The sequence below is a fragment of the Planctomycetota bacterium genome, assembly GCA_035384565.1.
Lineage (GTDB): Bacteria > Planctomycetota > PUPC01 > DSUN01 > DSUN01 > DAOOIT01.
This window is the reverse complement of the sequence record DAOOIT010000026.1, coordinates 36,813-63,740: the sequence shown is the minus strand read 5'-3', so window position 1 is coordinate 63,740 and position 26,928 is coordinate 36,813. Positions and strand designations below refer to the sequence as shown.

Genomic DNA, 26,928 nt, shown 5'->3' with positions numbered 1-26,928 from the left:
ATGCGCCGAGGAGTCGCTGACCGCCTCATCTCCCTGTCGCGTGGACACTTGAGGTCACTTCGGCGCTCGGAGGTCGTAGGCGAACAACTCGTCCCAGTGGCGGACGTAGAGGCGGCCGCCGCACACGACGGGGTGGCCGAGGGTCTCCTGGCTGGTCTTCTTGGGGATGGTGAACTCGCTCAGGATGCGGCAGCCGGACGGCCGGGCGTCCACGAGGAAGACCCTGGCCCGCTCGTTGTGGCCCACCAGCAGGCCGTCGGCGACGGTGAAGGAGAACTTGTTGAGGGCCTTCTCGGTCCAGACGAGCTTTCCGGTGGCGAACTCCACGCACGAGAAGCCCCGGTTGTAGAGGCGGCAGCCGTGGCCGTAGAGGTGGCCGCCCAGGAGAGCCAGGCCGCCGTGGCAGTTGTCGAGTTCCTTGCCCGCCCACACCTCGGCGACGCTTCGGCTGTCGGCGGCGAGCTTGACCACCCGCGTGCCGGTGCTGTGGCCGCTGCTGGCGGCCACGAGGCCCTGGTGGTAGACGGGCATGGTCACGTTCTGGCAGTAGGCCGCGGTGTGGGGATGCGTCCAGAGCAGGGCGCCGGTCTCGGAGTTCACCCCGACGATCTGCGAGCGCATCATGGTGATGAGCTGCCGGGTGCCCTGGTGGGTGACGACGATGGGGCTGCAAAAGGCGGCGGCTTCGCCGAACTCGGTGTTGGCCCAGAGGGTCTTGCCGGTCTTCTTGTCCAGGGCCACGAACCGGCCCTTCGTGCCGCCCGGGGCGCACAGCAGGCGGGGGCCGTCTACGGCCAGATTCTCGCACAGGCCCCACAGGCCGAACTGCGCGTCGAACTCGCGCTTGAGGTCCACGGCCCAGAGCGGCTTGCCCGACCTGGCGTCGAAGGCGGCGATGCGGCCGGTGGGGTTCAGGTGGAAGACCATGCCCTCGTCGTAGGTGGGCGTGGTGCGTGAGCCGGGGTAGGCGCCCTTCCAGGCCTTGCCGTTCTCGGCCCTCCAAACGAGCTTGCCGTCGAGGTCGAGGGCGAGCACGCACTCGGCGTCGTCGAAGTCGCCCGTGGTGAAGATCAGGCCGTCGGCGAGGGCCACGCCGGCGTAGCCCCTGCCGCACTCCGAGAACTTCCAGGCCAGCGGCGGCCCGTCCCCGGGCCACTGCTTGAGCAGCCCGGTGTCGGGCGAGATGTTGTCGTAGTTCGGCCCGTGGAAGCGGGGCCACCACGGGCCGGGCTGGGCCTCGCCCGCGCCGAGGCGGGGCGCGGCGAGAGCGAAGAGGCCCAGGAACAGGCATGCGACGCGCGCGGTTCGGGTCACGGGCCGGCGTCCTCACTAGGGTTCATCGCGATGGGCTTCCCCGGCGCTCTGGGGCGAGTCTACGCGATCCGGGCGCGCGCGTCAAGCCGCCGGCGGATGGTCGAGGATGGCGCCGATGTCCAGGAGGTAGAGCTGGCGGCCCTTGTCCTCGTGCACGCTGTCTATGCAGAGCGTGCGGCCGTCGGGCGCGTGGCGCGGATGGGTGTCGCACCGCCACTCGCCGTCGTAGGCCCGCGCCGCGTAGAACTGGCCGAGGGTGACGACCCTGCCCGTGGGCACGTGGTAGAGGTAGACGGGGCGCTTGCGGTCGGCGCCGGGATAGCGGTCGTTGACGATCCAGTCGGTGTTCGGCAGGTAGGTGCAGTGGCCGTCGGCCGTCATCACGCCCTTGCCCACGGGCGCGGCGTTCGTCGTCCTGTCCTCGAACAGGTAGAAGCAGTCGCCGTGCGAGGCATGCCGCGCCCAGGCGAGGATGTGGGTGGGGTCGCGCCAGATGAAGTGCGAGGCCATGCCGCTGTCCACCACGCAGTGGAGGCCGGAGCCGTCGGGCCGCGCGGTGAACATGCGGGTGGCGAAGCCGCGGCCGCCCGGGCCGGCCCAGCGGTGCAGGAAGATGAAGCGGCCGCCGTCGGGGCTGAAGAGCAGGTGGTTGAACCAGTGCTTCGCGCCCTCGGGGTAGCCGGGGGCGTAGGGCACTTTCACGATGTCGGCCAGCGACAGGATGAGGTCCTGCCTGCCGCTCCCGAGGTCCATGCGCCAGATGCCGGCGTCCTTCGGCGCCGGGTCGTCCTTGTGGGGATCGGGAATGCCGTTGTAGCCGTAGCCGGGGCGCGTGTCGGCGATGCGGCGGAAGTCGGGCGCCACGGCGATCTTCGCATCCGGGCTGACCGTGTAGATGGGGTGAGGGAGCGTGCGGCGCCGGCCGGTCGCAATGTCGAGGATGTGACAGCAGTAGCGGCCGTCCGCTCGGCCGTTCCAGATGACCTCGCTCTTCGAGCCTGGGAGCCATTGGAGCATGCAGCCCTGCTGCCAGCACCAGGCCGTGGTCTCGCCCAGCTCGATCCAGCGGTCGTTGTCCTGGAGGTCCACCATCCCGACCTTGATCGCGTCATCGGGCCGGGGCGAGCGGTGCTCGAAGTCCACCTCCATCCCCAGGCAGTAGCGGCCGCTGGGGTCGAATTGAAGCTTGTCGTAGTAGGCGAACCAGTGGAACTTGGGGCCTTGGGTGATGGCGCGGAGCGGGGCGGGCGTGTCGGGCATGGGCTTCTCCTTCGCTTCGGCGGCGGCAGAGCGACGCGAGGCGGCGAGCGCCAGCGCGGCCCCGCCACCTTGGAGGAAACGCCGGCGCGAGAGACAGCGATGCGGCATGGACGCCTCTCCTGACGGTGGCCCCCCGCATTCTAGCCGGCCGCGGCTCCCTTCGCAACGAGCGGTCCCGCCCCTGCCTTGACACGCGGCGGACATCGGCGTAAGGTGGCCGCAGTGACCGAGCGCTCCCTCAGGAAAGGAGAGGCCCATGCGCCAGAACCCCATTGCCGCGTGGCTTGTTGTGACGCTCGCCGGCGCCGCAGGCCAGGCGGCCGATATCCGCCTCAACCGTCCCGAAGGGCTGGGCTACGACGCCGAGGGGCGCCTGGTCGTGGCCGACAGCGGCAACCACCGCCTGCTCGTCTTCGATGCCGAACTCGAGTGGCTCGCCACCTTCGGCGCGGAGGGCAAGGAGCCGGGGCAGTTCACCCGCCCGACCGACGTGGCCTTCGACTCCCAGGGCCGCCTCATCGTGGCCGACGCGGGCAACCACCGCATCCAGATTCTCGGCAAGGACGGCAGGCCGCTCAAGGTCATCGGCGGCCCGAACGAGGGCGACGCCGATGGCCAGTTCCGCAACCCCTCGCGCGTGGCGACCGATGAGAACGACCACATCCTCGTCACCGACACCTTCAACCACCGCCTCCAGGTCTTCGACCGCGAGGGCAAACACGTCTTCACCCTCGCCAACCGCACCGGCCCCATGCCCCTCGAGCTGGTGAAGCCCGACAAAGAGGGCAAGAAGACGCCGAAGGACTGGGAGCGCACCGACCCCGGCCAGTTCAACGAGCCGGGCGGCATCTTCTACGACCGCGAACTGAAGCGCCTGTTCGTCGCCAACGGCTGGAACTGCCGCTGCGAGGTGCTCGACTACGACCCGGCCACCGGCGAGATCAAGCGCCGCCCCGAGGAGACCGGCATCGTGTGGGGCTGGTGGGTCACCAAGGGCATCGCCGGCGACGCCCAGGGGCGCCTCCTCGGCTGCAACACCGGCTTCGGAAACGTCCTCATCTTCGACAACCGAGCCGCCCTCACCAACAAGACCCCCAGCTCGATGACCCTCACCGGCGGCCCCTACGGCCAGATGCGCGACCTGATGGACATCGCCGTCGCGCCCAACGGCGACCTCGCCCTCGCCGACGCGGGGAACAACCGCGTGGTCATCTTCCCGCCCGACCTCAAGCTGCCCGGCAGCCCGCGGGCCACCGACCTCACCCGCGTGGGCGCCACGATCCTGTGGGAGACGCCGCAGCCGATGAGCCCGGCCATCCTCCTCCGCAAGAGCAACACGCCCGAGCGCACGCCCGGCCACGAGAACCTCTGGCAGACCGGCGAACTCTTCCGCGTGCCCTCCGACGGCAGGCCCACCACCCAGCACGCCATCGCCATCAAGGGCCTCGACCCCGGCTGCCGCTACTACTACCGCCTCTCGTGCACTAGCCTGCGCAGCATCCCCGGCGGCGGCTACACCCGCGAATTCGCCTTCGCCACCCTGCCGCCCAAGGGCAAGACCATGTTCCTCCGCATCCCCGTCAAGGTCCTCCTTCTCCCCAACATCGTGAACCTCGACACCGTGAAGCCCGACACCCCCCTCCCCCCGCCCATGGGCCGCGAGGAGATCCGCCTCTACCGCAAGGCATTCGCCGAATCCCAGCTCTTCTACTGGTGCAACTCCTCGATGCGCTACTGGGTGGACTGCGACATCTACATAGACCAGACCCTGTACCGCACGGGCAAGGACCGCCCCGACTGCCCCGAGCTGATGAAGCTGCCCCGCGCCAACCACGACGAGTCGCTCAAGAAGCTCATCGCCGAGGAGCGCACCGAGAAGGTGGCCTACGTCGGCCAGGTCGTCTGCGAGGCCATCCGCAACTGGAACGAGGGAGCGAAGCGCTGGGACTTCGCGGGCTCGGGCGGCGGCACCTACGGCGTCGAGTGGCCCACGCCCGGCCGCAGCCACTTCCTCGGCGGCAGCGACGTGGCCTGGCTCATGACCCACGAGTACAAGCACCAGTTCGAGAGCCAGTACGGCAACAGCGGCCTCGACACCGAGGACGACCGCGACATCTTCTGCCACTTCTCACCGCAGTTCCCCGGCTGGCCGTGGTGCACCGCCTACGACCACGGCGAGCACTGGGACGGCATCGCCTGGCAACTCCGCCACCTGACCCAGGCCCAGTACTTCCGCAACCTCTACGGCGAGATCGTCCTCGCCAATGACGCCGATGGCGACGGCATCCCGGATGCCGACCCCCGTGTGCCGCTCGATGAGAAGCACTTCGGCTCCAGCCCACGCCGCGCCGACACCGACCGCGACGGCCTCGACGACCTGGGCGAGATTCTCGCCAGCCGATGGGTCACCGCCCTCAACGCCGACCTGCGCAAACGCGTGCCCGGCAAGTGGCACACCCCCGACCCCACCAACCCCGACTCCGATGGCGACGGCATCCCCGACGGCAAGGACAAGTACCCCCTCTACCCCTTCAAGCCCGAGATCGCCCGCGGCACGATCCGCGTGGACGGCAAGCTCGACGACTGGGGCGACAAGCCCGACTACTGGCTCGACCACGAGGGCATCAAGCTGCGCGGCTGGGCGCGGTGGGACAAGGATTACCTCTACTACGCCTGGACCATCGAAGGCGACTGGAGGAGGATCACCCTCGTCGTGGACCAGGACGCCGACGGCTTCTACGTGGGCGGCGACAACGTCTATGCCGAGTTCACCCCCGGCCCCGACGGCGTCCCCCAGAAGGCCAACGTCCGCCTCCACTACTGCAACCTGGGGCGCTGGCCCTGGTTCGACGATAAGCACGAATTCGTCAAGCCCGAAGCGTACCCCTTCGCCGCGAGCAAGAAGGGCGCGGTGGCCGCCTTCGAGGTCGCCTGCCCGCGCAACGAAATGTGCGGCCTGAGCCTCCAGGCCGGCGAAGAGGTGGGCATGGCCCTCTACATCGGCCTGCCCGACCGGGGCGCCATCAGCCTCTTCGAGCCCTGGAGCCTCTTCGACTCAGTGCTCAAGGAGTAACGCCCATCCCGAACGCCGCAATGGGTTCGGAGGGAAGCTGGCACGGCAGCGGCACCCGCTCTCTGCTCGCTAGCGCGCGGCTGCCAGCGCGTGCGCCGCGAGCCAGCCGCAGGCCGACACGGCCAGGACCAGCAGCGCATATCGCCGCCAGTGGGCCAGCGTGGCCGGTTGCCCGGTCGTGGTGGTGCCCTGGAATCGCGTGATGTCCAGGAACCGGGCCCCCAGCAGAAAGGCCACTCCCGCGGCGTACACGAGGTCGGCTGTCGAGAGCGATTTCCACGGGTGCTGGGTGATGAAGATGGCGGCGAACAGCATCACGCCGTTGCCCACGAGCATCCAGCAGAGCCTCAAGAGACAGCCTGTGGGGTTGGTTTCAGGGGGAGAGTTCTCGAGCTTCGGCTTGGCCATAGCGCGCCTCCAGCAGATCGCCAGGCGATTGGCTGGATGGCGGCCCGACCACCCAAGAGACCTGCGGCGGCGCTCGCTGCCGCACCCTTCATGGCCCGGTTGGCGGCCCCCTCCTCTTTTCGTATTATACACGCTGCGACGCGCGCGAACAAGCTCAGAGCCCGGGTAATCGGGTGCAGACCGTTTCGGAGGCAGGACATGAGAACATCGGCGGTCGTGGCGGCATTGCTTCTGGCAACGGCTTGGGGCGCGTTGCCGGGCGAGTACGAGGCCAAGCCCGACGGCGCACTGTCGCTGCAAGCGGCCTTCGAGAAGGCCGTTGCCGCCTCATTCGGCCCCGCGCCCCTTCGGCAGAACGCCAACGAGGCGGTCTGGAAGGCGGGCGACATCCTCAACAACGCTCAGGGCGCCGTGTGCTTCCGCATCCGAATCCCCAAGCAGGATAAGCCGCCCCAACAGCCCTTCCCCCTGATGTCGCTCTCGGGCACACAGGCGGGCGAATGGACGCTTCTCGTGAACGAGGCCCCCGAGCCGAAGCCGTCCGGCAAACCCAAGCCGCCCGACCAGCTCCCCGAGCCCGTAGCCGGCCCCCTCGACGATGGGGGTGCTGTGGGCGGGGCCTCCGTGCCCCGCGATCTGGATGACAAGGAGAAACGCGACCCTGTCAGCCAGTTCACCTGCGAGGTCCGCACCAGAATCTTCGCCGAGGGCAATATCGCTGGCAAGACGGCTGCCACGGCAAAGGTCTTCGAGTGGGGCCAGTGGCACCACGTCGTCTGGACCTGGCGTTCCGTCCACCACTTCATCTACATTGACGGCAAGCTGCGGGGGACGAGTCTCCAGGTGAGCCGCATGCAGCCGATAGCGAGCGCGGAGGCCTTCTTCCGCGTCCTCCTCGGCAAGGCCGAGCTGGCGGACCTGCGGCTCTACAAGCGCGCCCTCGACCCGCCCGACGCGGTCGCCCTCTCCGCTGCGCGCCCCGACCGGCACCTCCCGCCCTTTCCCGCGCTGCGCGTCTGGGCCGATTGGGGGCCGGCCACCGGCCGGGCCGTTGTCTACCTGGATGCCGCCGATCCATCCTTCGCCGAGTGCGAATTCCAGTGCGTTGAGGCCAAGTCGGGCAGGGTGCTCCACCGCTGGCCGATGCACGACTTCCCCTCGGGATTGGGCGAGAGATCGGTCGCGCTCACGGAGCCGCACCAGATCCCGGCCGGCGCATACCGTTTCGAGGCGGTGGCCCTCAACGGCGACGCCAAGCCCGTCGCCCGCGCTCAGTCGGCCGACTGGACATGTCGCGACGCGGCCCTGCCCTGGTTGGGCACACGCGTCGGGTTGCCCGATAAGCCAGCGCTTCTGCCCCCGTACACAGCCGTCGAAGCCAAGGGCGATTCAGTGCGCACCCTGTTGCGCGACCAGACCATTGACAGGACCGGCCTGCCGAAGAGCATCCTGGCAGGCGGCGCAGAACTGTTGGCGGCGCCGATGCGCCTTGAGGCCCTCGTCGGCGGCAAGCCCGTGACCTTCTCCGACGGGCCGGGCCTCCGCGGCGCCGTCAGCAAGGGCGCTTTCGCCGTGACGTGGGCAACCACGCGCACCCCCGAGGGGCACGAACTGACCGTCGAGGGGCGCACTGAGTTTGACGGCCTGACGACGTTCGACGTGGTCCTCGTGCCGGCCGGCACGCCCATCGTGGACCGCGTGGGGCTCGTCATCCCCTTCCGCCCCGAGGTGATGCAGCATTTTCATTGCGTGGCGTCGGGGTTCATCAATCGGTTCATGGCGGTGGAGAAGGATAGGGAGGGGCGGTTCCGCGCGCGGAATATCTGCTGGGATACGTATAGCCCCAAGGAGCCGAAGCGGCGCGAGGGGGTGATCTATGACGCGGACGACGTTCACCACATGGCCGAGGTGGATCGCTTCCGCTTCGTGCCATTCGTCCACGTGGGCAACAACCAGCGCGGCCTGGCCTGGTTCGCGGAAAACGACCAGGGCTGGGTACACGACCCAGGCAAGGTGCCGCCGATGGAGATCGTGGCGACGGAGAAGGAGATGGCGTTGCGGCTCAATATCGTCGCCAAGCCCACGACGATCACGGAGAAGGAGTCGCTCAGCTTCCGCTTCTATCTCCTCGCCAACCCCTTCAAGCCGATGCCGAAGGACTGGCGGTCGTGGGTCGTCGGCGATTACCGCAAGGACACGGAGTTCGCCAAGAAAGCCCCCTATCGCTTCTGGTGGCACTGGAACGAGTACGCCAAGAGCTTCGTGCCCTATCCAGGCGGCGTCCAGGGGAAGACGTATCAGGACTGGGTGGGGAAGTTCAAGGGCGACGACCTGATTCACTGCCCCTTCATCAACTTCGGCGTGCCCGCCGACAGCGGGCTCTACGGGCCGCCCTTCTTCGACGAGATGGCCGTGCTGCCCTACTCGTGGAAGCTCCACAACAGTCGCCCGCACCAGGACTACGTGGCCTACTGGCTCGACAAGTGCGCGAAGGAGATCGGCATCAAGGGCGTCTACGTGGACGAGCCGTATTGCGAGCCGTACTCGTATAACGTCCTGGCGAGCGACGCGCCCTACATCCGAGCCGACGGCACGCGCGCGGTCGGCTACAGATGGCTGGAGGCCCGCGACTACTTCCGCCGCATCAAGCAGACCTTTCACGACCTCGGCCTGCCCCACTCGCTCTGGGTTCACACCACCAACTACAAGGTGTCGCCCGCCCTGACCTTCGTGGACATTTCGATGGACGGCGAGCACCCGATGATCTGGGTGCCGTCGTTCCAGGACTGCCACGTTTTCTACAACGCCGAGCGGTCGCGGGGCTACATCAGCGGCATCCCCTTCGGCTGGGTCGGCACGCAGATGTTCCACGGCAACACCGAGCCGAAGGCGTTCCCTGGCCTCTGGGTGAAATCGCGCACCTATCTCGCCGTCACGCTGCCCAACCAGGTGCTGCCGCAGACGTGCGGCATTCCCGATGAGTTGGACCGCATTCACAACCTGTGGAGCTGGTTCGGCATCGGCGAGGAGGGGGTGGACGAATGGCCGGACGCGGGGCAGGGACGCCCCGCCCACAGCATCCAACCAGAGGGGGCGCAGCTTGCAGGCGTGGCCAATCGCAAGAAGGGCCAGGCGCTCCTCTACGCCACGGCGCCTTGGAAGGGGAGCCGCATCGAGCTTCCCGACGGCTTCAAGGGCCTCGACCTCGGCAAGCCCCACATCCACGCCTGGAACGCCGAGACCGGCGCGTCGCTTGTGGTGGACGGCAAGACCCTCGCTGACCTGTCCATGCCCAACGACGTGGCGGTGGTCGTCGCCCGCGGCGCCGGTACGCCGCAGGCATCGCGGTCTGAGGGCATGCTGCTCGGCGTTTCCTTTGACAACGGCATCGAACCCGACTTCGGCGGCGGGATGCTGCCCGCCAGCGGCGCGGGCGACGTGTCGGGCAAGGCCCTTGCCTTGGGTTTCGACAAGCCGGCCGTCGGCTATCCCGTTGTGCCATCGTGGGTGCAGGGCAGCGTGGGCTTTGACCTGACCGTGAGGTCCGTGAGCCGCACCCCGCTCCGCCTTCTGGCGCTCCAACACCATCTGGACCTCACGCTGTCAGCCGCCCAGAGCGGCGAGGAGAGGGGGTTGCTCCTCGTCGCCAACGAGGTCGTGCCCCAGGAGAAGCTACCCTACCAGAGCGGGAAGCTCCCGACTCAGAAGCGCGAAGCCTTCGTTCGCGTGCCGATTGGGGAGCGGGGGCGCGTGGCCCTGGTCTGGCGCTCGGGCCAATACGACCTGTATTGGAGCGGCAAACGGCTCGGTGGCATCAGCGCCCCGGCCGCCCCCAGGCTTCGCGACGCCGTGGCGCCGGCATTCGGCATCTGGATCGGCGATGGTAGCGGGACGAAGGAGCAGGCGGAGGCTGTCGTTGATTCGCTGCTCGTCTACGACTGGGCGCTGCGGCCGGAGGACCTGGCCGGACGCGGGCCGATGGTGCCTGCGAAGCGGCCGCCACGGGGCGAGGGCTTCGATATCCGCGCCTGGGGCGAGAAGCTGGGCGAACTGGCCGTCGGCATCCACCTGGCCGAGTTCAAGGACTGGGAGAAGGTGACGAGTGTGAAGTTCACCGTCTTCGACGCCAAGGCGCCGGCGGCCCCCCTCGGCACCGCAGAGCTGACGCCCTGGCTCGGCACGGGCGCGACGCGCCTCACTCTCGCCGTGCCCAAGGCCCCCGGCCCCGCTCTCGGCGAACCCAAGGGCGGCGATGCCCTCACCGACCTCGAACTGGAGCGCGACCTGATCATTCAGGCCGACCTCTTTCACAACAAGGACCTCCTGACGACCAGAAAGGCCCCCGTGCGTCTGGGCGGCTCCGAGCCCAGGCCCGCCCCGGCGTTGCCTTGACAACGGCGGCCCTTGTGGTATGCTGGCAGCAGAGGCGGTCCCACAGGGGGGAGGACAGGAGGCTCGGGCGGCCCCGGCAGAGCCAAGAGGACGCGGCGGTCCCACAGGGGGGAGGACAGGAGGCTCGGGCGGCCCCGGCAGAGCCAAGAGGACGCGGCGGTCCCACAGGGGGGAGGACAGGAGGGTGAGGCATGGGTACTCGAGGCAGGCTGACAACTTTCGGCAGGGCAGCCGCCATCGCAGCCGCCCTGTTGGCGTGCGGCTGCAACTTCTACATGCCGCCGGGATGGGGCCCAGGGCCCGGCCCCGGGCCGGGTCCGGGGCCGGGGCCAGGGCCGGGACCGGGTCCCGGAGGGCTGATCATCGGGGCCTCGCTCACGGCGGCCCCGCCCGTGCACCCAGGGCCGTTTCCCGCCACGGTGAACTTCAACGGCACGATCACTGCCAATGCCCCGTGCACGGTGCGCTACGTGTTCGTCCGCAGCGACGGGGTCACCTCGCCTGAGGCCATCGCGCACTTCATGGCCCCGGGCAGCCGCGCGGTGAGCACGAGCCGCACGTTCGCGGCCAACTTCACGGGCTGGATGAAGATCCGCGTCGTGTCGCCCGTCATGGCGGAGTCGGCGCCCGCGGCCTTCCAGGTGCACGTGGGCGGGCCGCCGCCCCCCGGGCCGCTGGCCGAGGACCTCGTTCCCTTCAACTGGGTGACCGCGCACGTGCAACACGTGGGCCCCACCTGGATCATCGCGGACGGCGGGATGTCGCTCCTGAGCTTCGGGGGCAACCTGGCCGAAGCCAATCGCGCCCTGGCGATCATCAAGCACTACAAGATGAACGCGCAGGGCTTCGTCCAACGCCCGAACCCTAGGATGACCTACTACCTGTGCAGCGGCAGCGCGCCGGTCGGGCCGTTCCCCGGCGAGGATGCCATTCCCTTCAACCCGGCGCTGCTCACCGTGCAGCCCGCGGGGCTCGGCTGGCAGCTCAAGTCGGGGGCATTGCTGCTGTTCACCTTCCCCACACAGGCCCAGGCCGACAAGGCCAAGGCCATCATCCAGCACTACGGGTTCACGCGCATCTGCTATGTCGGCCGGCCTGACCCCTCGATGACCTACTTCCGGAAGTGAAACGGGCGGGGCGGCTTCTCTGAGCGTCACAGCAGCGTGGGCGGCGAGTGCCGCCCACGCTCATGTTCCGCACAGCCAGCGTCGCAGAGGCCATTGGAAAGGAGACGGGCATGAGCGCTCGCATTCGAGTGTTTTCGTGCGCACTCGTTCTCGCGGGAACCGCGGCTTGTGCCACGGCGGGAGAGGAACTTGTCCCCGTCCGCCAGTCGAGCGTGCTGGTCGCGGCGCTGGTGGACGCGGCGCCGACGATTGACGGGAAACTCGACGATCCCGTGTGGCAGAAGGCCCAGCCGCTCCGCCACTTCGGCTTCCGCAACAAGGCCGTGCGCTACCAGACCGAGGGCTGGCTCTGCCGCGACGCGGCGAACTTCTACTTTGCCGCGCGGTGCTTCGACGACAACCTGGCCGGCCTCGTCACTGCCTTCGAGGGGCGGGCGCTCTGGAAGAACGACTGCATCGAGCTCTTCGTCGTCCCCGACAAGAAGGAGCTGTTCTACGCCCACCTCATCGTCACCTGCGACGGGCGGACGCACGGCTCGACCTGGGTGCCCGACGAATGGGGCGAGCCGACCCGCGGCAAGGACCTGAAGCTCGTCGCCGCCACGGGCCGCGAGCCTGCGGGCGGGGCCTCCGCAACTGTGGGCGGGGCGTCTCTGCCCCGCGATCCGCGGCGTGGGGACACGCCGCCCGCAATGAGCGCGTGGACGATGGAGCTGTCGGTGCCCATCGCGGCCTTCGGCCACGCCATCACGCCGGCGAGCGTCTGGGCGCTCGGCTTCTGCCGCGAGAAGCACAGCGACCCCGAAGAGGTGAGCAGCTTCCAAGGGGGCTTCAACCGCCCTCGCGAGTACCCCGACCTCGTCTTCGACGACCGCACCCTCGTCGTAGACGGCCTCGGCTTCCGCAACCTGGGCGCCACTGAGCAGAAGACCACAGCCGTCGTGCTTGCAGGCAACGCGCGCGCCGAACTCACTCGGACCCTGCCCCCCGGCGGCTGGGTTTCCGCGCCTTGGGAAGGAAAGGGCCTCAAACTGCCCCGTGAGGGACAGGAGTTTGAGACCGCCATTGAGCGGGATGGGAAGACGATCGTGCGAGAGCGTTACATCCTTGTTGTTCCGCCCAAGAAGGAGGAGCCGGTGGACGTGTCGAAGATTCCGCCGGCGAAGTTCGCGAAGACTGTGCTTGATGATCCCAGCTTCTTCCCCGTGAGCGTGTGGCTCCAGCCGGCGGGGCCGGCGGCGGCCTACAAGGCAATGGGCGTGAACGTCTACGTCGGCGGTGTGGATTCCTATCCGCGGCCGAAGGACCGCGAGTTCCTCGATGCGATTCAGAAGCAGGGGATGTACGCCATCTGCCCCTACAAGAAGCAATACGTCGAGGAGAAGCTCTTCGAGCATCCCGCCTTCATCGGCTGGATGTACGGCGACGAGCCGGACAACGTGAACGCGGCGACAGGCCAAGTGGGCCGCACGCCCGCCGACCTTCTGGCCGACCTCGCCCGCATCCGCCGCGACGACCCGGCCCACCGCGTCTACCTCAACCTCGGCTGCGGCGTGGCCCACGAGCGCTTCGTCGGACGCGGCGCCACGGACGAGCAGTACGCCGACTACCCGAAGGCCTGCGACATCGTCTCCTTCGACGTCTACCCCTGCAACAGCATCGAGCCGGACGGCCCGAACCGCCTTCACCTCGTGGCGAAGGGGATTGACCGGCTGCGGAAGTGGGCGGGGCCGGAGAAGAAGGTCTGGTGCTGGATCGAGGCGAACAAGATATCGAAGGGCGAGGGCCGCGCCCCGACGCCCGACGAGGTGAAGACGCAGATCTGGATGACACTGGTCCACGGCGCCGACGGCTACGGCTTCTTCTGCCACTCGTGGGCGGGGCCGCAGCCGAGTGTGGCCGCCATCTCGCCCGAGATGCAGGCCGCCCTCGCGCCCGTCAACGCCGAGGTCCACAGGCTGGCGCCCGTCCTCAACAGCCCGACGATTGCCGACGCCGCGACGGTCAAATGCTCGCTGGACAGCCGCGTGGACGCGATGGTGAAGCGGCACGAGGGGGCGACCTACGTATTCGCCGTCAACATGTTCCGCAAGCCCGAGAAGGCCGCAATCACCCTCAAGGGCATTGCCGACGTGCAGGCCGAAGTGCTCTTCGAGGGACGCACGATCCCGGTCAAGGGCGGGGTGTTCACCGACGACTTCGCGCCTTATGCCGTCCACCGCTACAGGGTAAGCCGATAGCTCGAGGCCACTGCCGGGGTACCCTCCCGGAGGCATTGGGACCTTCGGGAGCGGGCGGCTCACAGGAGCGGGGAGGCGAGGCGCGCGACGGAGCAGCGGAGCCGGTCGCGCAGGCGCCGTTCGTAGGCCAGCGGGTCCTCGATGGGCCGCGAGCGGCCGCGATACTGCTCGAAGAGGCTCAGAAGCTGCGGAATGTCCTGCCGCGAGTAGACGAAGCAGCTCACCTCGAACGACAGCCGGAAGCTGCGGCAGTCCATATTCGCCGACCCTGCCGCACACCAGTGGTCGTCCACGATCATCAGTTTGCCGTGGAGCATGCCGTCCTGGAACTCCCAGATGCGCACGCCGGCCTCGATCAGCTCGCGATAGGTCGAGCGGCCGGCCCACAAGGAGGGCGGCGAGTCGCTGACAACGGGCACGACGATCTCGACGTTCACGCCTGAGAGCGCGGCGGTGACCAGGGCCGAGTGCATGGACTCGGGCGGGACGAAGTAGGGGGTGACGATTCGCAGCGACTGGCGGGCGCCGCGAATGGCGAGCAGATGGCCGAACTCGGCGGCGCTGCCGAGGGGGCTGGGCTCGCTGGGCACCACCTGCACGACCTCGTGGCCCACGGCCTGCGGCCGCGGGCAGTAGCGCGCGGGGGCGAGGGCCTCGCCGGTCGTGTAGTACCAGTCCTTGAGAAACACCTGTTGAAGGTCGAGCACGGCGGGGCCTCGGACGAGGATGGAGAGGTCCTGCCACTCGCGCTCGCCCTTGCGGCGGCCGGCGTATTCGTCGCCCACGTTGCGGCCGCCGGTGAGCGCCGAGACGCCGTCGAAGACCGCGATCTTGCGGTGCATTCGGTAGTTGATGAAGAAGCGCTTGCGCAGCGGGTCTACCGGGTGGAAGAAGTCCACGTTCACCCCCGCGGCCCGCAGGCGCGTGAGGCAGCTCTTGTGGAACCACAGGGCGCCCACGGCGTCGAGCAACAGGCGGCACTCGACGCCCTCGCGGGCCTTCGCGCACAGGGCCTCGGTGACCGCGTTGCCCGTCTCGTCGTTCTGATAGATATAGAACTCGAGGTGGACATGGTGCCTGGCGGAGCGGATGCCCGAGAGGAGCGTCTCGCGAAAGGTCCGCCCGTCGGCGGTGAACTCGACGGCGTTGCCGGGACGCGCCGGGAAGCCCTCCATCCGTTCGAGGGCGTCGGCCAGGGCGCGGAACTCGCCGTGCGCGAACTCCTCGTCGGCGTCGCCGATGACGGGCCAACTGCCCGAGCGCCGGAGGAACGCGTCGTCGCGCTCGTGATAGCGCTTGCGCACGCGCTCGGGCCGCCGCCACGAGAGCGCGAAGAACAGCAGCAGGCCCAGATAGGGCATGAAGAAGATCGCCAGCACCCAAGCCACGGTAGCCGTGGGGTGCCGTCGCTGCACGAGCACCACGGGCAGCGCGGCCAACGCGAGGGCGAGAGCGATGGATTCCGCAATCCACAGCCACATAGTCAGCGTCCCGTATCCTTGCTCGGCTCGAAACGCGATTCGACCAGGAGCTTGCGGACGTGTCCAGGCTCGAGTCCGACGAAGCTGATCATCTCCCGCCGGGCTCCAATGGGCACGGCTTCGCCAGCAGGCGTTCGCTCGCTGGCGCGGGCGTTCATCCCGCCAAAGGCGATGGTGTGGGTCGGGATGATCAGCCTGCCCGCCGCCCCAGCATAGTGCCAGACGGCAGCGATGGCGCTGTCCCCGTCCTTGCCGACGACGGCGCGGACCTCGCTCCCGCCCGCGATCCTGGGCACGGGCTCGACCTCGATGAAGTGGAACGTAGGCGTGTCCCACACCATGAGAAGGAGATAGTCCTTGCCCTTCTCGCCCAGCCGTTGCCTTGTTTCTTCGGGCACCTTGCCGGACAGGCGAAGCCACTCGTACTTCCGAACGATCTCCAGGATGGCGGGGGTGAGGGGGTGGCTGTCCATCTGGCCGAAGCTGGTCTGGAGGCTGATCGGAGCGTCGTGGGCCAGGCTCTTGCACATCAGGTACTCGATTTCATCGAGCTGAAGCCCGTCGGTGTTCTTCCCCTTCGGCCAGATGCCGAACCAGCCGAGCTCGCCGGGAATGCGGTCCTCGCCGATGCTGAGCATGTAGGCCACGGAGCGGTCCACATGGCTCTTCACGGTGGGCCAGGTCTCCACCGTGCCGCCGGCGATGATGTGGCCATAGAGGGTGTTGAGATAGGTGTCCACCGTGCCGCTGCGGGTGAAGGAGTGGATGAGGTTGTGGGTCATGATCGTGCCCATGTGCACGAGCGGGCGCCTGGTGAACTTGGCCACCGCCGCGGCCTGGAACTTCGAGACGTAGTGGTTGAAGCGGCGGCGGTCCACGTCTTCCCCGCCGTCGAAGTAGACCATGTCGAATCCGCAGGTGTTGAAGACCTCGGCGAGGCGGGTGGTGGCCTCGTCGAGCAGGGTCGTCTCCTGATCAATGATGTAGCCGTTGATACAGCCGTCCACGCCATAGTGCCGGCAGTGCGTGGCGGCCTTGTGAGGCGCGGCCTTCGTGCCCCAGGCGCCGCGCTCGCAGCCGAGGAAGGTGTCGAACGTGCCCTCCCCTTCCTTCTCGTCCCCGCGCTCGTTACCCCCTTTCTCGTCCCCGCGCTCTGCGTGGGGACGCGCCGTCTTGGACGCTCCGCGTCCAATGGCCTTATACCGGATGATCTCGTCGTCAATGATGACCTCCTGGTGCTTGGCGACGCCGCCCTCCCAGGTCTTCTGCTTCGCCACGGGGCTGCCGGGCCACTCGCGGAGGTCGCTCGACGTGCGGATCGTGTCGTCGTTCGTGCCGATATCGGCCGCGAGCACGGCGTCGCGGTCCACCCAGAAACGGCGGTCGGGCACGGGGGTCACATAGGCGTCGGTCTTCGAGATTTTCGAGGCGAAGCAGTGCATGCCCACGAGGATGCCGGCCTCGTGCAGCTTCGCCACGGTTCGGCGCAAGCTCTCGACGCCGTCGGGATACCAGGCGGTGTTGAAGGTGTAGTGCCCCACGGTGCGGCACCATGAGCCGCTGTTCATCATCACCTGGCGAAAGCCGCTCTGCCTGCAAAGGTCAATCACCTTGTCGGCGTCCTTCTCGCCGAAGCTGAGGAACCAGTAGCTCTGGCGGGCGATGGGCAGCTTGCGCGAGGGGGTGCCGCTGTCATCGTTGCGCGGCAGGCCACAGGCAAGGGCGAGCTTCTGAAGGATGGTGTCGAGCTCCCTCGTCGGGCAGGCCACGAGCGCGAAAGCGGCGCCTTCGAGCCTCGGGCCGGGGGCGTCCTGAGTCGTGGCGGAGAGTTCCGCCACACTGCCCCGCCGTTGCGCGCGGCAGTCGCTCTGGAGGTTCGCCGCCATGAGGCAGATGGCGAACTGCTCGTTCCACGCGCCGCCGAGACGCGGCCCGACGTGTTCGGCAAGCGTCACGCCCAGTTGAGCGAGGGTCACGCGACTTGGCCGTGTGCCTTCGACGCGCTCGAGGCGGAAGAGGAGCCAGTCGGGCTCGGGCGTCACGGCGTAGACGAGGCGCGTGTCGCAGCCGTCGAAGGCCAGGGTGAGGCGGCCGCCATCGAGTGCCGCACCGCTGGAGCGACAGGTCCTCTCGGGCTTGTCGGACCTGTCGGACTTGTCCGACTTGTCCGACCCGTCCGATCCCCCTGGCCTCGCCGGCACGGTTACTGATGCGAAGGGCGCCCCCTTGCCCTGAGCGCAGTAATCTTTCGCTGTCGCCTTGTCGGCCAGGACGCGCACCGTGGCGTCCGCGCCCAGCACCAGCCGCAGGCGCGGGTTCTCGATGACGCTCTCGCCCGCCAGGGCGCATAGGCCCCAAGCCACGAAGGCTGCACCAGCCCGCCGCACCGCGTGTCTCCTGTTACTCCGGCCGCGAATCAGTTTGCCTTTTTCCGTGCAGCGACAAGCATCTCGCTGGTCGAAGACCACCGCAAGCGGGACGCTCGCGGCTACGTTAGAGGCCCCGGCCGACGCAGCGTGGCTCCAGCCACTGCAAACTGGTTCGCGGCCGGAGTAGTAAGAAACTATCTCAGAACCCACGTGGACTGCGTTGCCGGCGCCAGCGGGGCGGATGCAAGACGCGGCGACGCAGGCGATGCCCCGGAGAGCATCGCTGAGGAGCCGCAACGCGGCAGACGCCCCGCTGCCGCCGCAACCCGAAGGGACGCCGCGTCTTCTGGCCGCAGGCGGCGTCGTTCGTCGTCAGTGATGCTCTCCGCTGCATCGCCTCCTCCTCTCTCCTTGCCTGCGACCAGAACCGCGGGCCTCGCAGCCCTCGTGGGTTCTGAGACAGTTTCCAAGAGCGCCGTGGGCGTGCCATGCTGCGCGAGGCTCCGCAAGGGGGATGGCGTCCCTCGTCTGGCCGTGCGTGGGGATCACAACCCCGCGCCAGCGCCCTCAGGGCGCCGGAGCTTGCAGGTGACTGGCCAGGCGCTGAAGGCTCGCGGCCAAGCTCTGCTCCATCCCCCTCGCAAGCGCTTCCTCGCGGGCCTTCGACGAGGCGTAGAGGATTCGGCACGTGATCGTCGTCCTGCCCTGGTCCTCGGTGAACAGCAGGGTGTTCACCGTCTCGGGCCAGCCCTTGCCCCACGACTCGGTGGTGATGAGTCGCTCGGGGGCCTCGACCACCTGGAACTTGCCGCGCATCTCCATCGTGGCGCCATCGGGGCCGCTCCAGCCATAGCGCCAGGAGCCGCCCGGGCGGAGGTCAATCTCGCACACGGGCATCGTCCAGCCCTCCGGGCCGAGCAGCCAGCGCGAGACCTGCTCGGGGCGGGTCCAGGCCTCCCACACGCGCTCGCGCGAGGCGTCCAACACGCAGGTCAGGACGAACTCGCGGTCCGCCACGTCCTTGAGCGTGACCTCCGCGCCTTTCGTCGGAGCGCTGGACTTGGCCATGGTTCCACTCCTGTTGGCGGAATGCTCAGGTGTTGCGCTCGAGCCAGCGGAGCAATTCGTCGGCCTCCCGCTCGTTCTTGCACCCGACGTTGTAGAGGACGAGGTTGGGCTTGAGAGCGCGATGATAGACGGATTTCAGTTCGTCGGGCGTGCAGGTGACGAAGACATGCTTGCCCGTGGCCTGGAACTGCTTGAGGAGGTCGAGCCACTCGACCATCGGCGGGCCGCCGGCGGTGGGCGTCCACTGGATGCCATCGAGAGCCTGAATGCCCGTGATCGCGTCGAAGTGCTGGAGACAAGTCTTTCCGTCGTAATGATATACGGAGTGGTCGAGGAACTCGCACTCTTCGGCGAGGGCGGGGAGGACGACGCGGTTGAACTGCTCGGGCGACAGCAGGCACGAGAAGTCGCACTGCACCGTGCAGAAGCGTCCCTGGCAGTAGTACGGCAGCCAGCACGAGGTGCCTTGGGCGGCCATCCCGGCGGCGTCGTAGACGGCATTGTAGACCTCGCGGTAGAGGACGCGAACATTGGCCATCGCGCGCTCTATAAGCTCTGGGGTGTCAATGAGATCCATGCACAGGCGGGCGGGCTCGCGGATGGCGACCAGCCAGTCGAAGTTGCTGTGCAGGTCGGGGGTGCAAACGATCCACCTGCCTTTGGCCCGCAGGCCGGCCTTGCGGTGGAACTCCAGGAATCGCAGCCAGCTATGCCCGCCGAGCCGCAGGGGGAGGACCTGCTCCCACGACTCGACAAACGGCACCGACCACGAGGTGCCGGAGCTGTCAGGCGAGTAGTCGAGTCGGGCGCCCACGAAGGCGGCAAGTTGATCGGGGCCGAAGCACGGCTCGTAGCGTGGCATGGCCTCGCCCGCGAAGTACACGCTGGCGAGGCTCGCCTCCACCTGGTCCAGGATGGCGTCGAAATCGTCATCGGGCCGAGAGGGGTAACGCGGCCCCGGCACCCGACTGGCGCCCTCCTTCGGTGCCGTGACCACGGCGGCGGGGCGTCTGATGATATCCTTGTTCCAGAACGCCTGCCAGCGTTCGAGGGCGGGGGCGAGGTCGGGTTTGAGGGCGAGTTCCATCGGGCGCTCCTTGGGGTCTGGGGCGATGCGACTGGGGCAGTGTAGCCATTCGGCGCGGCATTGTCAACGGGCGGGGCGAACGCCGGCGCAAATCGGCTTGCGCGCGGGGCGTCGGGTTGCTATAAATTGACGGCACCAGGTTATCAGGAGCTGTGAATGGGCCGACTTGTTGCGTGCGCGGTGCTGTGCGCTCTTGCGGTCGTCTTGCCCGCGCATGCGGGTCTCGTGGCCTACTGGCCCTTCGATGGCGCCTACACAGATGCCTCGCCGAGCGGCTACCATGGCACGCCATCGGGCGCGCTGGCCTTCTCAACCGACGTGCCGCCGGTGCTCGGCGCGGGCAAGTCGGTGCTCTTCAGCGCCGGGCCGCAGAGCATCGCCATCAACACGCTCGGCAACACGCTCGCGGGCAGCTACACGGTGGCCACGTGGGCGCAGTTGGCCGACACCGGCAACCAGCGCGAGGTGCTGTCGAGCCGAAGCCCGTCCGACATGGGCTTCGACTTCAAGTTCCAGAACGGCAACCAGATCCATGGCGATATCGGCACAGGCTCGGCGTGGATGGCGACGAACGCCGACCTCAACGTCGCCTACTCGGCGGGCGTCTGGTACCACGTGACGTACTGCGTGCGCCCCAGTTCCTATGACATCTACCTGCACAACGCGGCCGGAGCCCTGGTGGCGCAGAAGCTCAACGGCACCTACGGCGTGGCAGGCACCCCCCTGCTCTTCGACCCGACGCACCAGCTCACCATCGGGCGCTACAGTTCCGAGCAGTTCCTTGGCCGCCTCGACGAGATGGCCATCTGGAACGTATCGCTGACCGCCGCCCAGGTGCACGCCCTGGCCAACGGCGTTTCCCCCACCCACCTGCTCACTGCGCTGCGCCCCATCCCCGGCCTGTTCAACACGGGCGTGGACGCCAACGGCGTGCCGCTGCCGAACGGGGCGGGGACGCTGGACCCGCACTACACCATTATCGCCGGTCCGGCCGGCCTCGGCCCTGCCCATCTCGAGGACGAGACGGCCTTCCCAATCGTCGCAGGCCCCTGGCTGGCGAACAGCCCAACTTCGAAGTGGATCGCGCCGCAGTTCAACACCGTGGGCGCGCCGGGCGGCGTCTACGACTACGAACTGCTCTTCGACCTCACCGGCCTCGACCCCACGACTGCCTACATCACAGGCTCCTGGGCGACTGATAACCCGGGCCTCGACATCTTCCTCAACGGCGTCTCCACCGGCCACACCAGCGGCGGTTTCGGGGCGCTCACCCCCTTCACGCTCTCGGGCGGCTTCGTGGACGGCGTGAACTCGCTTGTCTTCCGCGTCCGGAACGACAGCGACGGCTACACGGGCTTGCGCGTCGAGGGCATCCAGGGCTTCGCCTACTCGCCCGAGCCGGCCACCTGCCTCCTTCTCGCGGGGGGCCTGGCCGCCCTGGCGCGTCGTCGCCCCCGGCGCGCGTGAGTCCCAACTTGGCGTCGCGCGCGCAAGATGTGGTTGACGGCGAGCTGGCATTTCCCCTATAATCTTGGCCTTGCAGCCATCCCCGTCGGTGCTTTCCCACGCGACAAGGGTTGGTGAGAGGGCGATCTCGCGGGCAAGGGAGCCTGCTCAGGAAAGGAGTCTGTACGAATGGGCCGGATGGGCAGATCGTTCGGTGGCCGCGTGGCGCTCGGCCTCGCGTGCTGTGTCGTTGGAGTCGGCGGTCTGGCGCGCGGCGACGTGATCACCAACATTCCCGAGGTCACGCTCGACGGTTACCAGCTCGTCTACACGCTGCCGATCCCCGATTCCGCAACCTACAATACCAACCCCGTGCCCTACTCGGCAGACTATCGCTACAAGATCACCGGCCCCTACAGCCGGGTGGCCTACTACCTCGAGCTCCAGCAGGGCGCCAACCCGCTCCAGTACGTCTACGTCTCGATGGACACACTCACCGGCGACACATCGCGCATCGGTGTGCCCACCTCCTACACCAGCTCCGCGCCGCTCCAGCGCATCGTGAACAACATGAACGTCGTCTCCAACGTCCCTGGCATCGTCACCGGCGCCGGCATCGCCACAGGCAACGTGGAGTTCTGGAACAGCAACTACACTGCCGCCAACGGCCTCCCGATCCCAGGGGCGAGCGGCAGCGCCTACGACTTCGGCGACACGGTCTCGGCGGGCAACTACGGCTCGATGCAGATTCACAACTACGGCGCCGGCCAGACCCTCTTCGCCATGAACCGCTGGGGCGGCACCGGCGGCATCACCGACCTCGGCATCGGCAACCGGCCCGCCACTGTGGACACGGACTGGACCTTTGCCCAGAACGCCAACACCTACACGGTGAAGAACCTCCAGGTGCTCGTGAAGCCGAGCGCCAGCTTCGCCCCGAGCTACCTGAGCGACGTGCCGGAATCCAGCGACTACCAGATCGTCTACTCGCTGCCCATCCCGCAGAACAACTGCCGCTTCAACACGACGGGGGCGCCCTATGACTATGCCAACCCGGGCGGCATCGTGAAGCCCTACGACCGCGTGGCCTACTACCTCGAGCTCCAGCCCACCGTCGGCACCCGCCAGTGGGCGTGGGTCTCGATGGACACCTTCACCCGCAACCCCTACCAGCTCGGCGTGCCGACCACGGTGAGCGGCGGCGGGGCCTACTACTTCGACAACGTGGTCAAGAACATGACCGTCGCGTCCAACGTCCCCGGCGTCGTCACCGGCACCGGCATCGCCACCGGCAACCTGGAGTTCTGGCCGAGCAACTACAGCCAGAACAGCGGCGGCCGCGTGCCGGGCGAGAACACGGGCCGCTTCGACTTCGGCGACGGCGGCTACAGCACGGGCGCCGGCCACGGCTCGATGCAAATCCACAACTACGGCGCCGGCCAGACCATCATCGGCTTCAGCGACTGGGGCGGGAACAACCCCGGCTCGAACGTCGAGCTCGGCATCGGCAACCGGCCTACCGGCGAGCCGGACTGGACCTTCTCCGACTCGGCCGGCAACTACACCGTGCGCAACCTCTACGTGCTCGTGCACTACGCGCCCGTGCCCACGGGCAACACGGCGCCCGGCGGCTTCGAGCCCCTCGGCACCCCGCTGAACGGCGCCCTCTACTGGCTACGGGCAGACCAGGGCGTCACGGCGAGCGGCGGCGCCGTCTCGGCCTGGAACGACCAGAGCGGCAACGCCCGCGACTTCACGCAGGCCACCGCCGTCAAGCAGCCCCAGCTCGTGCCCGGCGTGCTCAACGGCCTGCCCGTCGTGCGCTTCGACGGCGACCTCACCGGCAACAGCGGCGGCGTGGCCCCCAACGCCGACGAAGTGATCCTCAGCGCCAGCACCACCCCGCGAACCGTCTTCCTCGTCAACACGCTCGCCGCGGGCAACGTGGGCCTCGCCGGCATCTGGGGCCAGAACGACGCCGACAGCGGCATCCGCAGGGCCAGCAACACCACCTGGCAGAATCCCGGCAACAGCAACGACTGGACGAACCCCGCCGGCAGCGCCATGTACGTGAATGGGCAGGCGTTCGCAGGAAACGCCACGGCCAACGAAGGCGTGCCCCACATCCTATCGGCCACCCGCGGCACCGCCACCGCCTGGGCCGCCACGAGCCTCGGCGACTACTTCCGCTCCGGCTCCGTCACGCCACGGCCCTACAAAGGCGACATCGCCGAGGTCATCGCCTTCGACCGCGTGCTCAACCTGGCCGAACGCCAGATCGTCGAGAACGCCCTTAGCGCCAAGTACGCCATCCCGCTCATCGCCGGGGACGTCTACGCCGGCGACATTCCCGGCCGCGACTACGACTTCGACGTGTTCGGGGTCGGGCGCGTGAACGCGACCAACTATGTCATCCAGGCCGGCGCGGCCGGCCTCGGCGTCGAGGCCGACTTCGGCACCCTCGGCGACAACGAGTGGCTGCTCGGCGGCCACAAGACCCCGGTCAATGCCGACCTCGACGGCCGCTGGGCCCGCGTGTGGTATCTCGACGTGACGGGATCCTTCGACGCCAAGCTCATCTTCGATGCCAGCGACGCCGGGATCGAGACCCCACCCACCATCGCCAGCCTGCTCTACAGCGCCACCGATGCCCCCTTCTCCTTCACCGAACTGGGCGTCACCCCCAGCTTCGAGGGCGACCGCATCGTCTTCAGCGTCCCGAGCAACCTGCTGGTCAGCGGCTTCTTCACCCTGGGCACCGTGCCCGAGCCGGCCACCTGCCTCCTCCTGGCCGGCGGCCTCCTCGCCCTTGCCCGCCGGCGCCGGAAGGCCTGAGCACGCACGCCCTCACCTCACAGGCGCCCCGGTGAGCCCACCGGGGCGCCTGGTCATGTCCGACACGCATTCAACGGTTGACAACCCCGCTCCCACGAGTAGACTCGCCCCAGCCAACGGAAGAAGGCCGAACCCGCACCATCGCGACGGGAATCCCAGTGGCGAAGATCCTGCACGCCCGCACGAAGGCCCGGCTCGAGCAGGCCCGCGCGCTGCTCACCGAATACTTCCACTCGCCCCGCTGCTCGATCTGCTTTCGGGATTTCGAGGCCGAGGCGGGCACGTTGCCGGGCGAATATGCTCCGCCCACGGGCCGCCTGCTGCTCGCCACATACCGCCGCCAGCCGGCCGGCCTCGTGGGAGTGAGCAAGGCAGATGGCGAGGACGGCGTGTGCAAGATGAAGCGGCTCTACGTCCGCCCGCGGTTCCGCGGCAAAGGCGTCGGGCGTGCCCTCGCCCTCGCAGCCATCGCCGCGGGCCGCCGGCTGGGCTATGCCCGCATGCGCCTGTGGACCTTCCCATTCATGAAGGAGGCCATCCGCCTGTACCAGACCCTCGGCTTCGACCTGGTCCAGGTTCACAAAGGCCACAAGGGCGGCAGGCTCTTGTGCATGCAGCTCGCCTTGAGGAAATGAGCGGCGAGGGGAAGCCCTTCTCCGCAAGAAGGGATTTCCGCCCACCCCCCTTGTCAGGGATTCCGCCTCATCAGTGTCTGGCGATCCCGACGTGGCCGCCATCGGGGAGCGCGGGACCTGGGCTGCGGCGCCCGCGAGGGCCACCCCATAACCCTCTATGCCGCAATGCCTTACGCTCTCCGGCCATGCTCCTTCCATGCTTGCTCATCCCGCAGATGAGCGAGCATGGCCGGAACCGCGAGAATCGCCCGTTCTCGCCCTTCTATCCATGCTGTATCACTCTCCCCCTCACAGGGTTGATACAGCATGGGCAGGCTGCGCCCGTCGGATCCCCGCCGCCTGCCCAGGAGGCTTTAAGGAGGGTGCGGGAGGGGCTTTCTGCCAGAAAGCCCCTCCCGCATCTTGTCTTCACAGCTCTTCGACGGGGATGATGCGCGGCGGGTGGAAGAGGCCGAGTTCGTCGGTGATGCGCTTCTGGGCGAGCTGGCAGTATTGCGGCGAGTTGTCGCCCAGGATGAAGTGTCGCCCCAGCCGAGCCGCCACCAGGCCCACCGTGCCGCTCCCCGCGAACGGGTCGAGCACCGTCTGCCCGCGGAAGCTCAGGAACTTGATGAGTCGCTCCGGCAGCTTCTCGGGGAAGGGGGCCGGGTGGCCGATGCGCGTGCGGCTCTCGGTGCCGAACTCCCACACGCTGCGCGTGCAGGCCATGAACTCCTCGGGCGTGATATCCACGTCCTCGGGGCGGCCCGCCAGTTTCCAGTCGCCCTTCGAGAAGACGATGATGTACTCGTGTCGCGGCACGAGGTGGGGGTTCGACGGGCTCTTCCACGAGCCCCAGGCGCAGTGCTTGGCGGCCGAATGCTTGTTCCAGATGATCGTGCCGCGATAGAGCATGCGCAGGTCAACGAGTTGCTGGATGAACGCACTGTAGTGCGGGTTCGAGATGTACTGGCGCTTGTTCTCGCCGATGTTGATGCACAGCCGCCCGCCTGGGACGAGCACCCTCTTGCACGCGGCCCACACCTGTTTCATCCAGGCCAGGTACTCGCGGTCCTCCAGGTCGTCGTGATGTTCGGCGTAGGGCTTCTCGAGATTGTACGGCGGCGAGGTGATGATGAGATGCACCGATCCGTGAGGCACCCGCGCCAGCACGGCGAGCACGTCGCCGAGAAGGATGTTGTCCAGCCCCGGAAACGCGCGCCTGGGGCTCGCGGCAGGTTTCTTTTCGCGTTCGTTCATCGCGGCTCGCATCAATGGATCGCCCCGCTGCGGGGCTCTGCAATCTCACACGTCGCTTCCCCCAGGGCTCCCGCTGGTCGCCCTGGGCTACGGCCGGTCGCCCGCTTCGCGGGCTGGCCAGGATGCCCGGCGGCCGGATCCCCCCCGCTTCTCTCGTCGTCTCACCGGGGCGCCCAGCGACGCGGCGCCAGCCCCGCCAGGGGCGTCCGGGCCGTAGCCCAGGGTGACCGAAGGGAACCCTGGGCAAACAGGCGCCAGCCCACCCTAGAGCCCCTGAAGGGGGCGATTCAATCCCACAGGTGCGCGGGATCGTACGCGATCCCGTGCTTCTTCAGCAAGGCGACGAACTCGTCCTCAAATGATCGCCGCCGATGGTGTTCCTCCTGGCCTTGGATGTACGCCCTCACGCGGAAGGCCAGCGAGGCGCTTACGGAGAACGCCCCATAGCCTTCCTGCCACGCGAAGTCCCGCAAATCGGGGAACGTCTCGTGAATCCACCCTGACGAAACGCTCTTGATGACGCGGATGGCGTCGGCCACAGCAACCGATTGGTGCACATCGAAGAGAACGTGCAGGTGGTTCGCCGTACCGCCGACCTCGCGCGCGAAGCCCAATTGATTGTTGATGGTCGAGACAAGGTAATGATACAGGCGGGAGCGCAGCCTGTCCTTGATCATCTCACGTCGCCCCTTGGTGGCGAACACGGCGTGACAGGTCAATTGGGTGAATGTGTGCGACACGGGTCGTCCCCTGCGGTGTGGTCCTGGTTCGTGAATCGCCCCGCTGCGGGGCTCTGCAATCCCACACGTCGCTTCCCCCAGGGCTCCCGCTGGTCGCCCTGGGCTACGGCCCGGTCGCCCACGTTGTGGGCTAACCCAGACCCTCCAATGTCCCGGCCGCAGCCCCGCCAGGGGCGTCCGGGCCGTAGCCCAGGGTGACCGAAGGGAACCCTGG

16 protein-coding genes are annotated in these 26,928 nt (G+C 68.1%); 7 read left to right on the top strand and 9 right to left on the bottom strand.

Annotated features, from left to right (window positions below):
• Positions 1-54: 54 nt before the first annotated feature.
• Positions 55-1,314 (bottom strand): PQQ-like beta-propeller repeat protein, encoded by a 1,260-nt coding sequence (locus PLE19_11455; protein ID HPD15562.1) that lies wholly within the window; start codon positions 1,312-1,314, stop codon positions 55-57.
• A gap of 81 nt (positions 1,315-1,395) precedes the next feature.
• Positions 1,396-2,682 (bottom strand): hypothetical protein, encoded by a 1,287-nt coding sequence (locus PLE19_11450; GenBank protein ID HPD15561.1) that lies wholly within the window; start codon positions 2,680-2,682, stop codon positions 1,396-1,398.
• 148 nt (positions 2,683-2,830) lie between these two features.
• On the opposite strand from PLE19_11450, the gene PLE19_11445 reads away from it, so the two are divergent.
• On the top strand, positions 2,831-5,647 hold the full coding sequence (locus tag PLE19_11445) for a hypothetical protein (GenBank protein HPD15560.1): 2,817 nt from the start codon (positions 2,831-2,833) through the stop codon (positions 5,645-5,647).
• A 69-nt stretch (positions 5,648-5,716) separates the two neighbouring features.
• Here PLE19_11445 and PLE19_11440 read toward each other — a convergent pair whose 3' ends face one another.
• A complete protein-coding gene (locus PLE19_11440) occupies positions 5,717-6,055 on the bottom strand; it encodes a hypothetical protein (GenBank protein HPD15559.1) in 339 nt (112 codons plus the stop codon).
• Positions 6,056-6,253: 198 nt separating this feature from the next.
• On the opposite strand from PLE19_11440, the gene PLE19_11435 reads away from it, so the two are divergent.
• The 3 genes from PLE19_11435 (at position 6,254) to PLE19_11425 (ending at position 13,814) form a co-directional block, all read left to right on the top strand.
• Positions 6,254-10,447 (top strand): DUF6067 family protein, encoded by a 4,194-nt coding sequence (locus PLE19_11435; GenBank protein ID HPD15558.1) that lies wholly within the window; start codon positions 6,254-6,256, stop codon positions 10,445-10,447.
• Between the two features lie 191 nt (positions 10,448-10,638).
• Positions 10,639-11,574: a hypothetical protein gene (locus PLE19_11430; protein HPD15557.1), complete on the top strand. Its 936-nt coding sequence runs from the start codon at positions 10,639-10,641 to the stop codon at positions 11,572-11,574.
• Positions 11,575-11,684: 110 nt separating this feature from the next.
• Positions 11,685-13,814 carry a hypothetical protein gene (locus PLE19_11425; protein HPD15556.1) on the top strand — a complete coding sequence of 710 codons (2,130 nt, stop codon included), beginning with the start codon at positions 11,685-11,687 and terminating at the stop codon, positions 13,812-13,814.
• Positions 13,815-13,873: 59 nt separating this feature from the next.
• Here the strand turns inward: PLE19_11425 and cls are convergent, their stop codons facing one another.
• The 4 genes from cls to PLE19_11405 form a co-directional block, all read right to left on the bottom strand.
• The gene (cls, locus tag PLE19_11420) at positions 13,874-15,295 is read right to left on the bottom strand and encodes a cardiolipin synthase (protein HPD15555.1); all 1,422 of its coding nucleotides are present in this window, start codon (positions 15,293-15,295) and stop codon (positions 13,874-13,876) included.
• A gap of 2 nt (positions 15,296-15,297) precedes the next feature.
• Complete coding sequence (locus PLE19_11415) at positions 15,298-17,682, bottom strand: hypothetical protein (GenBank protein HPD15554.1); 2,385 nt, start codon at positions 17,680-17,682, stop codon at positions 15,298-15,300.
• A gap of 549 nt (positions 17,683-18,231) precedes the next feature.
• Complete coding sequence (locus PLE19_11410) at positions 18,232-18,732, bottom strand: SRPBCC domain-containing protein (protein ID HPD15553.1); 501 nt, start codon at positions 18,730-18,732, stop codon at positions 18,232-18,234.
• 25 nt (positions 18,733-18,757) lie between these two features.
• Positions 18,758-19,819, bottom strand: coding sequence for a hypothetical protein (locus PLE19_11405; GenBank protein ID HPD15552.1), 1,062 nt, complete (start codon positions 19,817-19,819; stop codon positions 18,758-18,760).
• A 156-nt stretch (positions 19,820-19,975) separates the two neighbouring features.
• Between PLE19_11405 and PLE19_11400 the strand changes: the two genes are divergently transcribed.
• The 3 genes from PLE19_11400 to PLE19_11390 all read left to right on the top strand — a co-directional run bounded on the left by PLE19_11400 (position 19,976) and on the right by PLE19_11390 (position 24,735).
• Complete coding sequence (locus PLE19_11400) at positions 19,976-21,286, top strand: hypothetical protein (GenBank protein ID HPD15551.1); 1,311 nt, start codon at positions 19,976-19,978, stop codon at positions 21,284-21,286.
• Positions 21,287-21,454: 168 nt separating this feature from the next.
• The gene (locus PLE19_11395; GenBank protein HPD15550.1) at positions 21,455-24,100 is read left to right on the top strand and encodes a PEP-CTERM sorting domain-containing protein; all 2,646 of its coding nucleotides are present in this window, start codon (positions 21,455-21,457) and stop codon (positions 24,098-24,100) included.
• Between the two features lie 158 nt (positions 24,101-24,258).
• Positions 24,259-24,735 (top strand): GNAT family N-acetyltransferase, encoded by a 477-nt coding sequence (locus tag PLE19_11390; GenBank protein HPD15549.1) that lies wholly within the window; start codon positions 24,259-24,261, stop codon positions 24,733-24,735.
• A gap of 408 nt (positions 24,736-25,143) precedes the next feature.
• On the opposite strand, the gene PLE19_11385 is transcribed toward PLE19_11390, so the two are convergent.
• On the bottom strand, positions 25,144-25,974 hold the full coding sequence (locus tag PLE19_11385; protein ID HPD15548.1) for a site-specific DNA-methyltransferase: 831 nt from the start codon (positions 25,972-25,974) through the stop codon (positions 25,144-25,146).
• Positions 25,975-26,261: 287 nt separating this feature from the next.
• Complete coding sequence (gene tnpA, locus PLE19_11380; GenBank protein HPD15547.1) at positions 26,262-26,714, bottom strand: IS200/IS605 family transposase; 453 nt, start codon at positions 26,712-26,714, stop codon at positions 26,262-26,264.
• Positions 26,715-26,928: the final 214 nt, after the last annotated feature.

Excerpts from the sequence above, each read along its gene's own strand:
- PLE19_11450 (HPD15561.1), bottom strand. The coding sequence starts at position 2,682 with ATGCCGCATCGCTGTCTCTCGCGCCGGCGTTTCCTCCAAGGTGGCGGG.
- PLE19_11445 (HPD15560.1), top strand. The coding sequence starts at position 2,831 with ATGCGCCAGAACCCCATTGCCGCGTGGCTTGTTGTGACGCTCGCCGGC.
- PLE19_11440 (HPD15559.1), bottom strand. The coding sequence starts at position 6,055 with ATGGCCAAGCCGAAGCTCGAGAACTCTCCCCCTGAAACCAACCCCACA.
- PLE19_11435 (HPD15558.1), top strand. The coding sequence starts at position 6,254 with ATGAGAACATCGGCGGTCGTGGCGGCATTGCTTCTGGCAACGGCTTGG.
- PLE19_11430 (HPD15557.1), top strand. The coding sequence starts at position 10,639 with ATGGGTACTCGAGGCAGGCTGACAACTTTCGGCAGGGCAGCCGCCATC.
- PLE19_11425 (HPD15556.1), top strand. The coding sequence starts at position 11,685 with ATGAGCGCTCGCATTCGAGTGTTTTCGTGCGCACTCGTTCTCGCGGGA.
- cls (HPD15555.1), bottom strand. The coding sequence starts at position 15,295 with ATGTGGCTGTGGATTGCGGAATCCATCGCTCTCGCCCTCGCGTTGGCC.
- PLE19_11410 (HPD15553.1), bottom strand. The coding sequence starts at position 18,732 with ATGGCCAAGTCCAGCGCTCCGACGAAAGGCGCGGAGGTCACGCTCAAG.
- PLE19_11405 (HPD15552.1), bottom strand. The coding sequence starts at position 19,819 with ATGGAACTCGCCCTCAAACCCGACCTCGCCCCCGCCCTCGAACGCTGG.
- PLE19_11400 (HPD15551.1), top strand. The coding sequence starts at position 19,976 with ATGGGCCGACTTGTTGCGTGCGCGGTGCTGTGCGCTCTTGCGGTCGTC.
- PLE19_11395 (HPD15550.1), top strand. The coding sequence starts at position 21,455 with ATGGGCCGGATGGGCAGATCGTTCGGTGGCCGCGTGGCGCTCGGCCTC.
- PLE19_11385 (HPD15548.1), bottom strand. The coding sequence starts at position 25,974 with ATGAACGAACGCGAAAAGAAACCTGCCGCGAGCCCCAGGCGCGCGTTT.